General features: G+C 60.2%; 11 protein-coding genes. 5 read left to right on the top strand and 6 right to left on the bottom strand.

The annotated features are described in order from the left end of the window. Positions 1 to 13: 13 nt before the first annotated feature. The 3 genes from GOB85_RS02695 to GOB85_RS02680 form a co-directional block, all read right to left on the bottom strand. On the bottom strand, positions 14 to 418 hold the full coding sequence (locus tag GOB85_RS02695; RefSeq protein WP_173575991.1) for a hypothetical protein: 405 nt from the start codon (positions 416 to 418) through the stop codon (positions 14 to 16). Between the two features lie 359 nt (positions 419 to 777). After that, positions 778 to 2,076, bottom strand: coding sequence for a CNNM domain-containing protein (locus GOB85_RS02690; protein ID WP_173575992.1), 1,299 nt, complete (start codon positions 2,074 to 2,076; stop codon positions 778 to 780). A 608-nt stretch (positions 2,077 to 2,684) separates the two neighbouring features. Beyond that, positions 2,685 to 3,047, bottom strand: coding sequence for an FKBP-type peptidyl-prolyl cis-trans isomerase (locus GOB85_RS02680; RefSeq protein WP_173575993.1), 363 nt, complete (start codon positions 3,045 to 3,047; stop codon positions 2,685 to 2,687). A gap of 514 nt (positions 3,048 to 3,561) precedes the next feature. Between GOB85_RS02680 and GOB85_RS02675 the strand changes: the two genes are divergently transcribed. The 5 genes from GOB85_RS02675 to GOB85_RS02655 all read left to right on the top strand — a co-directional run bounded on the left by GOB85_RS02675 (position 3,562) and on the right by GOB85_RS02655 (position 9,587). Beyond that, a complete protein-coding gene (locus GOB85_RS02675) occupies positions 3,562 to 3,738 on the top strand; it encodes a hypothetical protein (protein WP_173575994.1) in 177 nt (58 codons plus the stop codon). Beyond that, positions 3,722 to 4,048: a glutathione S-transferase C-terminal domain-containing protein gene (locus tag GOB85_RS02670; protein WP_242011238.1), complete on the top strand. Its 327-nt coding sequence runs from the start codon at positions 3,722 to 3,724 to the stop codon at positions 4,046 to 4,048. The genes GOB85_RS02675 and GOB85_RS02670 overlap by 17 nt, the downstream gene beginning before the upstream one ends. Before the next feature lie 14 nt (positions 4,049 to 4,062). Beyond that, the gene (gene yghU / locus GOB85_RS02665) at positions 4,063 to 4,944 is read left to right on the top strand and encodes a glutathione-dependent disulfide-bond oxidoreductase (protein WP_456304239.1); all 882 of its coding nucleotides are present in this window, start codon (positions 4,063 to 4,065) and stop codon (positions 4,942 to 4,944) included. 213 nt (positions 4,945 to 5,157) lie between these two features. Continuing rightward, the gene (xylB, locus tag GOB85_RS02660; RefSeq protein WP_173575995.1) at positions 5,158 to 6,639 is read left to right on the top strand and encodes a xylulokinase; all 1,482 of its coding nucleotides are present in this window, start codon (positions 5,158 to 5,160) and stop codon (positions 6,637 to 6,639) included. Between the two features lie 323 nt (positions 6,640 to 6,962). Beyond that, positions 6,963 to 9,587, top strand: a complete 2,625-nt coding sequence (locus GOB85_RS02655) for a TonB-dependent receptor plug domain-containing protein (protein ID WP_173575996.1) — start codon at positions 6,963 to 6,965, stop codon at positions 9,585 to 9,587. Between the two features lie 7 nt (positions 9,588 to 9,594). Here GOB85_RS02655 and GOB85_RS02650 read toward each other — a convergent pair whose 3' ends face one another. The 3 genes from GOB85_RS02650 to GOB85_RS02640 form a co-directional block, all read right to left on the bottom strand. Further along, a complete protein-coding gene (locus GOB85_RS02650) occupies positions 9,595 to 9,762 on the bottom strand; it encodes a hypothetical protein (protein ID WP_173575997.1) in 168 nt (55 codons plus the stop codon). 78 nt (positions 9,763 to 9,840) lie between these two features. Further along, positions 9,841 to 10,839, bottom strand: a complete 999-nt coding sequence (locus GOB85_RS02645; RefSeq protein WP_173576089.1) for an NAD(P)H-quinone oxidoreductase — start codon at positions 10,837 to 10,839, stop codon at positions 9,841 to 9,843. Between the two features lie 526 nt (positions 10,840 to 11,365). After that, positions 11,366 to 12,214, bottom strand: coding sequence for an SDR family oxidoreductase (locus GOB85_RS02640; protein WP_173575998.1), 849 nt, complete (start codon positions 12,212 to 12,214; stop codon positions 11,366 to 11,368). Positions 12,215 to 12,488: the final 274 nt, after the last annotated feature.

The following is a 12,488-nucleotide window of genomic DNA, read 5'->3' as shown; positions in this document are numbered from 1 at the left end:
GGGTGCGCTGGTTTTAGAAAAGGATCAGATTCATCACAACGCCGATGACGAACAGGCTCCACAGAGTGGTCAGAATCAGTTTCCGGCGGATGTAGCGTTTGCACAGAAGGGTCATCAGGACATCGATGCCGGGATGTGCTTTTTCGTAGAGGCGGGTTGTGACCGCGCTTCTTGAGACTGTTTCCAGACCGCTCAGGCCGACGTCTTTCATGAGTTTCATGCGGAACCAGAGGAGGTCGTCTTCGCGGTAGACGGTGTTTCCGCCGATGGAGACGGTGGGCGGGCCGCAGCGCAGAAATCGCATGAGCTTCAGAAGATGACTGGCTGTTCCCAGATAGTTGCAGGCTTCCCGAAACGTTAGCAATCCGCTGCCGGGGAAGGATATGACGCTTTTGTCCGGGTTGTATGTGATCTCCATCGGGACCATCTCCAGGCGGTGTAACGAACGGTGTGCTCGGGGTCGACGTGATGAGCGTCTTTTAAAGCACATTGTGCGCGGATGATTCCAATCCTTCGCGGGCATTCAATCGGGGTGCAGGGGCCTGCGGTCCCTGCCGGGTTCGGGCAGAGCCCGGATTCTGCCAACCCTTTGAAAAATCACTGATCAACACCTAACGACAACAGAGCCTTTGCAAACCTGCTTATTGATCAACAGTTTGGGTGAAGGGGGCCGCGACCTCTTCCTCGTGCGGGCGGAGTCTGGTCTTCTGCACCCCGGTTTGTCCGGATGAGATGATTTTCGGAGGTCTGCGGTTTCTGGTGGGTTTCCGGGCGGATTTAATCCTTGCGTTCCAGTCTTGTGACGAGAAGCTGGTTGATGCGGAAGCCTTCGACGTCCACGACTTCGAAGCGGAATCCGGCGGCGTCTGTCCGGTCGGCTTTACGGGCCATGCGGCGGAGGCGGTGCATGACAAAGCCGCCGACGGTATCGAAGGAGGCGCTGTCCGGGAGGTCGGCGACGCCGAGTTCCCGGATGACATCGCCGATGGGAGCGGCGCCGTCGATGAGCCAGGAGTTTTCATCGCGGCGGACGATGGCCTGTTCCTCGAAGGGGTTGGCGAGGCCGTCCATGAGGGCGCCCATGATGTCCTTGAAGGTGATGAGGCCGACGATGAGACCGTATTCGCTGACGACGAGGGCGAAGCCGGCGCCGTGGGTATCGAACTGGGCAAGGGTGTCCCACAGGTTCAGGGTTTCGGGGACGGAGAGGACGTCACGGCGGAGTTTTGCGATGGGAGTTGTCGGGGAGTCGACGGCGACGACGAGGACGTCTTCGGCGCGGATGGAGCCAATGACGTGATCGAGCCCGCCATCGCAGAGCGGGTAGCGCGAATAGGGACGGACGCGGACCTTGTCGCGCTGGTCTTCCAGGGATTCCTGGATGTCGAGATAGACGATTTCGTCACGCGGGGTCATGGCGGAGGTGACGGAACGGTCCTGCAGGCCGAGGACGTTCTGGATCATCTGGTGTTCCTGCTCCAGCAGCACGCCTGAGGCGGTGCCGGCGGCGAGGATGGCGCGGAGGTCTTCCGGGGTGACGGGTTCGACGGCGGAGGCGGCGGGGATTTTGAGGGCGCGGAGCAGGGCGTCGGAGATTTTTGAGAACACCCAGACGAGGGGGTAGAGCACGCGCAGGGCGGCGGCGGGGAACCATCCGACGGAGAGGGCGATGCGGTCCGGCGCGTTCATCGCGATGCGTTTGGGGAGCAGATCGGCGAACAGGACGAAGATTCCGGTGGTGAAGACGAAGCCTGTGGCGGAGGCGATGCTCTGGGCGCTGGCGCTGTCGAGGCCCCAGCCGGTGAGGATATTGGCGATGGGGGGCGCGAGCATTTCCGAACTGATCATGCCGCCGAGGATGCCGACGGCGTTGAGCAGGATTTGCAGGACGGTCATCACCTGGCCGCTGTTACGGCGGAGGGCGAGGAAGGCGGTGGCGCGTTCGTCGCCGGCGTCGGCGCGGGCCCGGAGGCGGACGTCGCGCGCGGCGGCGAAGGAGATTTCGGAGAGCGAGATCAGGATACTGATGGCGATGAGCAGGATAAGGGCGATGACGCCCAGGAACAGCAGAAGCACGGGACCGACCGGAGTGTTGTTAAGCGGCCTGTGCCGGGAGGGCGTGGCCGTTGAGGGGGTATAACCTGTCTGTGGGGGGTGGGGCCAGTTTTTGTGGTGGCCCTTTGTATGTCAGTCCCGGGCTGCTGGCCTCATCACTCAGCAGATCAGAGTGAAGGAGCTGTGCTCCCTTCCGGGTTCGGGCAGCGCCCGTGTGCTTTTTTCCTGGCGTGTTTTTTCTGAGCCGGTTGCGGGGAGGTGTGGGTTTTTGCACTTCTGTCGTGCAGGGCAAATATCTGACGGCGACAGTTCGTGCGATCTGAAGGGGCGAAATCCGCAACGGAGAATTCTGACCAAAGCCATGTCAGGGGATAATGATATCGCTGCCCGCTTTCACATGGTCCGGCGCGCGATAAGAGGTTTTTGAAATAGCCTCCGAGACTGCGGTAACTGGCCACGGACTCAGTTCTGAGCGAACGGGCGGCGGGTCGCTTCTTCACTGGACGTTATGTCCTGCGAGACGATGACGAGCATGAAGCTGATCCCGATCCTTCCCGGATGAGGACGTTCGCCAGCGCTCAATGGACTCCTCCACCTCCTGGTGAGGAGTCCTGGCTGGGTTCAGAAGCTCAGTCGATACCGAGAAGCTCGACGTCAAAAATCAGCGTGGCATTCGGCGGGATGACACTGCCCGCACCGTGTGCGCCATAGCCGTGTTGAGGAGAAAGCAGCAACGTGCGCCGGCCGCCAACGCGCATTGATGCGACACCAAGATCCCAGCCGGAAATCACCTGCTGCACGCCGAGGGTAAACGTGAATGGCGATCCCCGGTCGCGCGAGCTGTCGAACTTCCTGCCTTGCGTTCCGTCGTTATCCAGCCAGCCTGTATAATGGACAGTAACTGTCTGGCCCTTTGTCGGCTGTGCACCATCACCGACCACGTCGTCGCGGTAGCGTAAGCCTGTCTGCAGGGTCTTGAAATCTTCTGCCATCGTTGAACTCCGTGGATGCGATAGCAGCACGCACTGCATCGCCTGGTTAAGTCACTCCGTTAGCCGTGCCAGACAATCGCCCCTGGTGGAAGGGTGTCCTGCGCTCGCGCAGCGCACTGAACCAGCCTGCCTGACCCGGTGCCGGTATGGTGGAAACCGGCACCGGACTTCAGTATTGCTTTTCAACATCGGTCTTTCGCTTCCCCGGCCCGGACTGCCTGTCCGCCGGGTGCGCTTAACTGACAGGTGGCATTCGCCTTTATGTCGGTCACGGGATGTATCGTTGCATGCTTTCCGAAAGTGGACATAAATTTTCCCCCGGCTTCAGTGGAAGTCAATCCGTGTGGGAAACGGGTCTGGCAGGCTGACCTGAAGCCGGGCTTCGGGCTGTGCAATGGTTCTGGAAACCGCCGGGGCTGTCCGACACCAGGCTGACGCGGCTGCTTTGTCGGGAAGCACAGGAGCATATCCTGCGTGCCGCCGGGATGGACCGGTCACTGAAGAAAGATGCCCGATGTTCGGTCCATTCCTGCGCGCAACGACCGGACAAGCGGTCGTAAACGGTATATACGCCTTGCAGGCCACCGGTAGCCCGCTTCATGCCGTCCTCGTGATATTGGCCCCGATCCTGTCCGATACGCACAATAACGTCGCTGCAAGCTCTGGCCTGCGTTTTGCGCTGCCGGACTGACTATCGCCGTGAAGCCGAACGACATTATCAGGTGCTGAATGATCATACTGAGGGTCGATCTTTCATAGTCGGTGATCGTTATACCATTGCGGACATGTCAGCATGGGGCTGGCTCGAACGGGCAGCGCGGGTCATGAAGGGCGCCGGCAGGCCGCTTGCGCGCTGGTCCGGACTTGCCCGCTTCATGGACATGATGAATGCGCGCCCTGCCATTTCGCAGGCGCACGCCATCATGGACGGGCATGCGTTTAAGGTCACCATGGACGAGGATGCCCGTCGCGCCATGTATCCGATAAGTTTCCCCGCATAGCCGGAAAGGACAGTATGATGAGCGGATCACCTGAGTACGTACCACCCCGGATCTGGACATGGACGGTTCCCGACGGAAGCAGGTTCGCCAGTACGAACCGCCCGACAGCCGGGGCCACTCATGAGCGCCCGCTTCCTGTCGGCCGCCATCCGCTCCAGCTCTATTCTCTGGGCACACCCAACGGCGTGAAGATCACGATCATGCTGGAAGAGCTGCTTGCCGCGGGCCATGCCAGTGCCGAATATGACGCGTGGCTTATCCGCATCGGCGAAGGCGACCAGTTCGGGTCGGGCTTTACGGAGGTCAACCCGAATTCCAAAATTCCGGCGCTTGTTGACCATAGTGGCCATGAGCCTCTGCGCGTTTTCGAATCCGGATCGATCCTGCTGTATCTGGCTGAAAAATTTGGTGCCTTCATCCCGAAGGATATGGCGGGGCGGACGGCCTGTCTGAACTGGCTGTTCTGGCAGGTGGGAAGCGCACCCTATCTCGGCGGCGGTTTCGGGCATTTCTATGCCTACGCACCAGAGAAAATCGAATATGCGATCAATCGTTTTGCCATGGAAGCGAAACGCCAGCTGGATGTGCTTGACCGGCGCCTTGCGGAAAGTCCTTTCATAGCTGGTGATGATTACACGATCGCTGATATGGCGATTTTTCCGTGGTATGGGGGCCTGGTCGAAGGCTGGCTCTATAATGATTCCGCCACATTCCTGAGCGTGCAGGACTATTCCCATCTCAGGGCCTGGGCAGACCGGCTTCTGGAACGGCCCGCCGTCCGGCGTGGACGCATGGTCAATCGGACGTTCGGAGAGCTTTCCAGTCAGTTACACGAACGACATGAGGCTTCCGATTTTGAGACGAAAACGCAGGATCGGCTTGCTGATAAAGCATGATTCCGATGCGGTGACAAAACCTGTGAAGCCCGGCCCTCCTGGCTGCCATTGGGTGATCAATCCGTCAGGTGTGTCATTGCCGAACCTTTGCGAGGGGTGATTGTCCGGTGCGTCACAGTCCTGTCAATTTCTGGTCGCACGATGCGTGGCGTCTGTGCGTGACGGATGAAAACGTGGTTTTGTATCCGGGAAAGCTGTTGTCAGGATAACGGAATGTATATCGGGATTGATCTCGGGACTTCGGGTGTGAAGGCTGTGCTGGTGGACGGGGCGCAGGAGGTTCTGGCGTCGCGGACGGAGGGGCTGACGGTGAGCAGGCCGCATCCGGGGTGGAGCGAGCAGGACCCGGAGGACTGGTGGCGAGCGGTGCTGCGGTGTTTTGCGGCGTTGCGCGAGGCTGAGCCTGTGGCGTTTGCGGCGGTGCGGGGGATCGGGCTTTCCGGTCAGCAGCATGGGGCGGTCTTGCTGGGCGAGGGCGGGCGGGTGCTGCGGCCCTGTATTTTGTGGAACGATCTGCGGTCCGGGGCGGAGTGTGCGGAGATTGAGCGGCGGTTTCCGCGCAGTCGCGAGGTGTGTGCGAATATTGCGATGCCGGGTTTTACGGCGCCGAAGCTGCTGTGGGTGGCGGAGCATGAGCCGGCGGTATTTGCGGCGGTGCGGCATGTGCTGCTGCCCAAGGCGTGGGTGCGGTATCGGCTGACGGGGGAGATGATTGAGGACATGTCCGATGCGTCGGGCACGTTGTGGCTGGATGTTGGGGCGCGGCGCTGGTCGGACGAGGCACTGGCGGTGTGTGGTCTGAGCGAGGCGGCGATGCCGGTGCTGTGTGAGGGGACGGACCCGGCGGGGCGTGTGGTGCGGGATCTGGCTTCGGAGTGGGGCTGGCGGGAGCCGCCGGTTCTGGCGGGGAGTGCCGGGGATAATGCGGCGGGGGCTGTGGGGATCGGGGCGATTGCACCCGGGTCGGCGTTTTTGTCGCTGGGGACGTCAGGGGTTTTGTGGGTGACGACGGATCGGTTGCGGCTGGGGACGCGGTCGGCGATTCATGCGTTTTGTCATGCGATTCCTCAGACCTGGCATCAGATGGGGGTGACGCTGTCGGCTGCGGCGTCGCTGGTGTGGTGGTCGCGGGTGACGGGGGTTGATGAGGCGGCGTTGCTGGAGGAGTTGCCGGAGCGGATTGAGCGTCCGTCGGAGGCGATTTTTCTGCCGTATCTGTCGGGGGAGCGGACGCCGCATAATGATCCGGAGATTCGCGGTGGTTTTCTGGGGTTATCGCAGGACACGACGCGGGCGGCGCTGACGCAGGCGGTTCTGGAGGGGGTGGCGTTTTCGTTCCGGGATGCGCTGGACGGGCTGCGGGAGTCCGGCTCTGTGCTGACGGAGGCGGATGTGATTGGCGGCGGGTCACGGAGTGCGCGCTGGGTGCGGATTTTGTCTGCTGTTCTGGATCTTCCTTTGCACCGGCTGAAGCATGGGGAGCGGGGCGGGTCGTTCGGGGCTGCGCGGCTGGCGCGGATGGCGGTGACGGGGGAGGCTCCGGCAGTGGTGTGCGGGGCGCCGGAGCGGGTGGAGACGGTGTTGCCTGACCCGGTGTTGCGGGAGGCTTATGCGGCGGTGTTGCCGCGGTATCGGGCGTTGTATCCGGCGGTGCGGGGGCTGGTGGCGAAGGAAGATGCGGGTGCGGAGGAGTGAGGTTTCGGGTGGCGTTCTGAGGCCGGGGTTTGTTGTGTGGGTATCAGGGTGTGGTCCGGGGGATTGTCCGGGCCGGAATCATATGTTGTCGGGTTACTGGCTGTCTGTGTGTATTAAGTCGGAGTGTTGCTGCTAGGAGAGGTGTTTTTTGCCGGGTTATTACGGTGTTATTTCATGGTATTTCTATTCGTGAAATCTGTTACCTGAAAACAACAAAATACTGATTATCTGTATTGTATCGTAACTTTATCGTTGCGTAACGAGCATGGCTCATATTCGCTCAGGGGGTAACAAACACTCAGATCATCAGGGGGCTGCCGCACATGACGTCCCGTAAAATACTTCTCACTGCAACGTTTCTTGCGATTCCAGTGTCCGGAATGGCGACAAAGGCGCTGGCTGCGGAGGTGCAGAAAACGGCGATTCATAGCCGGATTCACAAGCCGGTTGCGGGTCATGCCGGCGCACATGCGGCCGGGGCGGCGACGGCGACAACGGCGGCTGTGCCGGCGCGGTCGCTGCCGCGTCCGGCTCATTATGCCTCAGATGCGAATGAGGCGGTGATTGTCACCGGCACGCACAGTGCGAACCGTCGCGCGCGCCAGAGCATCAGCCCTGTGAAGGTGCTGACGGGGGCGGTGTTGCAGCGGTCCGGCATGGTGAATCTGGCGGATGCGCTGACGCGCACGTATGCGTCCATCAATGTTGAGGCGATGGGGACGGATGCGGCTGCTCTGGTTTCCTCGATTCATATGCGCGGGCTGAGTTCCAATCAGGTTCTTGTTCTGGTGGATGGCAAGCGCCGCCATACCTCGACGACGTTTACGGCGACGTCGGGTCCGAATTTTGGCACGACCGGTGTTGATCTGAATATGCTGCCGGCGAACATGATCGACCATATCGAGGTGCTGGAAGACGGCGCGGCGGCGATGTATGGCTCGGATGCGATTGCGGGCGTGGTCAACATCATCACCAAAAAGACTGATCATGGTCTGAATATGTCGGCGCAGACCGGCGCGAATGCCTATAATGGCGACGGGTGGCAGTATCAGTTCAATGCCGATGGCGGCATGAAACTTGGCGATGATGGTTATCTGCATCTTTACGGGCAGATGTATCATACCGATCACATGGTGCCGAAGAATGTGCGGGACCATCGGCTGGTGGCGTCCCAGCCGGAGGACCATGATGTTGCGTCTTATGTGAGCACGGGGGCACACATTCCGGCGACATCGAACAGGGTGCTGAGCACGGCGGAGGAAACCCGCGAGAATTTTGGTCTCGACTGGGGCAAGCCGCTCAATGAGAACGTGATGTTCTATGGCAACATTATCTATGCGCATCGCCATGCCGAGACGTATCAGAACTATCGGGTGCCGAACGTTGGCGGTGGTGTCGCGCTGTCTTACTGGCCGTGGGGGTTTACGCCGACGGAGACGGCGGAAGAAAACGATTATGCCGCGACGGTCGGGGCGAAGGGGGACAGTCTTTTTGGTTTCGGCTGGGATATTTCGTCCACTTATGGCGCGGATTACAACAAGGTTGGCAACAAGAACACGGTGAATACCGGGATTTTGCAGTCCACCTGTTCGACAGATCCCGCGGCGGGCGCGAATTATTCCGTTGCGGGATGTGGGTACAGTCCGACGGATGTTCGGGCTGAGAGTTTCAATATGGCGCAGTGGACGAACAATCTTGATCTGCGCCGTAATTTCAACATTGCGCATACGGTGCCGATGGTTCTGGCGTTCGGGGCTGAGCACCGGATGGAATCCTATCAGATCTGGGCGGGTAATCCGGCGTCTTATGCTCTGGGTGGCACGCAGGGGTTTGCCGGTCTGGCGCCGCAGAACGCGGGGGCGTGGTATCGTAATATCTGGGCCGGGTATATTGATGGTGATTTTCACTTCCTGAAGAACTGGGAAGTCGATTTCGCGGGCCGTTTCGAGCATTACACCGATGTGGGGAATGCTGAGAATGGCAAGATTTCGACGCGGTATGACATTACGAAGCGGATTGCGGTTCGCGGCACGATCAGCACCGGCTTTCGGGCGCCGACGCTGGCGGAGGAGCATTACAGCGCGATGAATGTGTCACCGAACGGTGCTTCGGGACTGCTCGCGGCTGATTCGGATGCGGCGCGGAGTCTGGGGGCGCCGGGGCTGAAGCCGGAGCGTTCGACCAATGCTTCGGGTGGTATTGTGGTTGAGCCTGTCAGTGGTTTTCATGTTGAGGCGGATGTTTATCAGATCAACATCCGTGACCGGATTGTGCAGGGTGGCACGGTGAGTGGTCTTTCGGCCATTGCCGCCATTCAGTCGATGGGTTTCACGCCGCCGGTCAATGATGCCTCTCTGGACAACATTCAGGCTTATTATCTGTCGAACGGGGCCAGCACACGAACGCAGGGTCTCGACATCAATGCGGATTATACGTTTCATCTGAAGCGATATGGCAATCTGATGCTGAGTATGGCGCTGGATCTCAACCGCACGCGTCTGCATCACAATGGCATTGGCACGAACGGCGCGGAGCTGCTGAACGCGGCCAATATCGGCTACATCACGACGGCCTATCCGCGCAGCAAGATTATTCTGAATGCGTATTATACGGTCGGGAAATGGGATGTGAACATTCGTCAGACCCGTTATGGTGAGACGACGAACATGATGAGCTATCAGGACTGGGCTCCGACGGCGCTTCAGTACAGCGTTACAGATTTCTATCAGTTCAAAAACTCGCCGCGCTGGCTGACGGATCTTGAGATTGGCTATCGGTTCAGCAAGAACTGGCATGTCGCGGCTGGCGGGAACAACGTGTTCAACATTCGTCCGCGTCGTGTGCCGCAGAGCGTGAATTATCTGGGGGCTTACATTTACGATCAGTCGTCGATGCAGGTTCCGATTACGGGAGGGTATTACTACGGGCGTGTGAACGCGACGTTCTGAGGCTCTGTTATGCGGAGCGGCTTTGCGGCTGCATCGTTGTGAGCACGTGTTGTTCCCGGATGAATTGCGGGTGTTTGCGCTGGATCGCAATGATGTCGATGGCGGGGCCGGGGCGGACAGCTTTGTGACGGAACAGCTTGCCGGGTTCCAGGGCAGAGCCCTGGGAAAGAGTCATTGCTTAATGACAGCAGAGTTTTCAAAAGCTGCCGGTGGGTGCGCCTCCGGGGAGACGGAGCCGGGGGTGCTGATCGGACTATTGGCTGGCGGGATGGAGCAGGACGATTTTTCCTGAGTGGGAGCCTGTTTCCATGAGGGTGTGGGCTTCGGCGGCTTCGCTGATCGGAAAGGTGGCGTGGATCAGCGGGGCGATTTCGCCGGATGCCAGCCTGGGCCAGACATTTTCGAGAAGATCCCGGGCGATGGCGGCTTTGTATGCGGCGCTGCGGGGGCGGAGGGTCGTGCCTTCGATCGTCAGGTTTTTTGTCAGGATGCCGGAGATGTCGACGTTTTCGGCCTTCGCGCCGGACTGGAGGGCGATGAGGATCAGGCGGCCGTGTCTGGCGAGGCTGCGGAGGTTTCGGTCCAGGTATTTGCCGCCGAGGATATCGAGGATGACGTTGACGCCTTTGCCGTCGGTCAGGTCACGGAGCTTCGCGACGAAATCCTCTTCGTTGTAATTGATGCTTGTGGCGCCGAGACTTTCGCAGAGCTGGCATTTTTCCTTGCTGCCGGCTGTGGCGTAGGGGATGGCGTCAAAGGCTCTGGCGAGCTGGATGGCGGCGGTTCCGATTCCGCCGGCGCCGCCGTGGATGAGCACGCGCTCACCGGGCTGGAGGCGGGCGGTCGTGAACAGGTTGGACCAGACGGTGAAAAAGGTTTCCGGCAGGGCGGCGGCTTTGACGGCGTCGAATCCTGTTGGCCAGGGCAGGCATTGTCCGGCGGGGACGGTGCAGTAATCAGCGTATCCGCCGCCATTGGTGAGGGCGCAGACGAGGGAGCCTTTTGCGGGGAAGGGGATGTCGCGGGCTGCGGGGCCGGTTGCGACGACTTCGCCGGCGATTTCCAGGCCCAGAAGCGGGCTTGCGCCCGGGGGCGGGGGGTAGAGGCCCTTGCGCTGCATGATGTCGGGGCGGTTGACGCCGCTGGCATGGACTCTGACGAGGACTTCGCCTTCAGCCGGGATGGGGAGCGGGACTTGGGCGAGGTGCAGCACGGAGGGGGGACCGGGGGCGTCGAAGACGATGGCCTGCATGTCGGAGGGGAGCTTTTGTCCGATCATTTTGTCCTGTCCTGGCTGAATGTGTCCGGCTGGAGAGTTGGAAATACATCGTTTTTTTCGGATGGCACGATCACAGAAGCATGAGGACTGGTCTGATGGCTGCTGTGACTGGCGGATTGCGGGACAGCGTGGCGGTCTGGCGCGCGTGCGCAGGGGGGTGAGCAGTCGCTTCGAAGCTGTTGCACGGACAACTGCTCATGGGGTGGTGGGTAATACCAGAGGGTCTGGCCTTTGGCCTGTGTGAGGTTGATGGGTGCGGGACTGGCAGGGCTCTGCCCTGGAACCTGATAAAGGCTCGCCTTTGCAAACCATTTTATGATCAGCAGAGTGGGGTGCAGGGGCCTGCGGTCCCTGCCGGGTCCGGGCAGAGCCCGGATATTCTCATCGACAAGTCAGTCCTCACAACCTCGGGTATAATGAAGCATGTTTTTCTGCGCCGTGGTCCTGATGGGTTCGGCTTTTCGCGGTTCCGGGGCGGGAAGGGCCTGACCGTATTGTTTCAGACGGGTGTGCCGGGCTTGATATCATAAGCTTTCTGCACGAGACCGGCCCGCTTTCCGAGGTCACTGGTTGAGCGGAGTGTCCAGAGAGCTTCAAGCTGTTCCTTTTGCTGGCTAATGATGTCTTTGGGTTCGACGTTTCTGTAAGTGTCGATCTTGCCCGTCAGGACGCCGATGGTGGTTTCGAAGACCGGCTCGGGGTCATACTGTTCGTGAGGGAAGGCGATCTTTGTGTAATCGAAGAGGCGTTCTGAGGGATCGTCGGGCCAGCTTTTCCAGGTTTCGAACATCCGGTCGTTGAAGCCGGTCAGGAACGGGCCCGGGTTGATGGTGGCGACTTCGACGCCGAATTCGCGCAGTTCCTGTTGCAGGGCTGAGGCCATGGCTTCGATGGCGTGTTTGGACGCGGAATAGGCGCCGGCGAACGGGTCGGCTGTCAGGCCGGCGACGGACGACATGAAGACGATTTTTCCCGTTTTCCGCGCGGCCATTTTTCTGGCGAAGACCTGGGTGAGCAGGGCGGGGCCGACGACGTTGACCTCGAACTGTCGGCGCAGGTTTTCGGCCGGGATGTCGACCATGGAGCCGCCTTCGGAAATGCCGGCGTTGTTCAGCAGCACGTCGATGTTCCAGGCGGAGGCTTTGTGGCGGTCAGCGGGGCAGGTGACGTCGAGTTTTTCGACGCGCAGTTTTGCGTTGCGCAGTTTTGCTTCGTCCTGGAGGGTTTTGATCTGGGCGACGATTTCAACACCGGCGATGACGTCGTGGCCGTGTTCGGCGAGGCGCAGTGCGACTTCTCTGCCGAAGCCGGTTCCGGCGCCGGTGATGAGGATGGTGCCTGTTGTCATGATGTGACTCCGCGATGGTGGACTGACACCGCTTTCGTCTTTTCCTGCAACGGCATCAGGACTTTTAACATGCGGGGGGCGGGATGGTTCAGTGTGGGATGCGGAGACTGTTGCGCGACGTTGGGTGCGCGAACTGTTTCAGTGCGTCTGAGGGGGATGTTTTCCGATGTGGGGGAGCAGGAGTTTGTGGCTCTGTTGTCATTAAGTGCTGGCTTCTTCCCAGGGCTTTGCCCTGGAACCCACCAAAGGTCACAGACCTTTGGAAACCATTTTA

This window comes from Acetobacter fallax (assembly GCF_011516735.1).
GTDB classification, from domain to species: domain Bacteria; phylum Pseudomonadota; class Alphaproteobacteria; order Acetobacterales; family Acetobacteraceae; genus Acetobacter; species Acetobacter fallax.
This window is presented reverse-complemented; position numbering and strand designations above follow the sequence as displayed.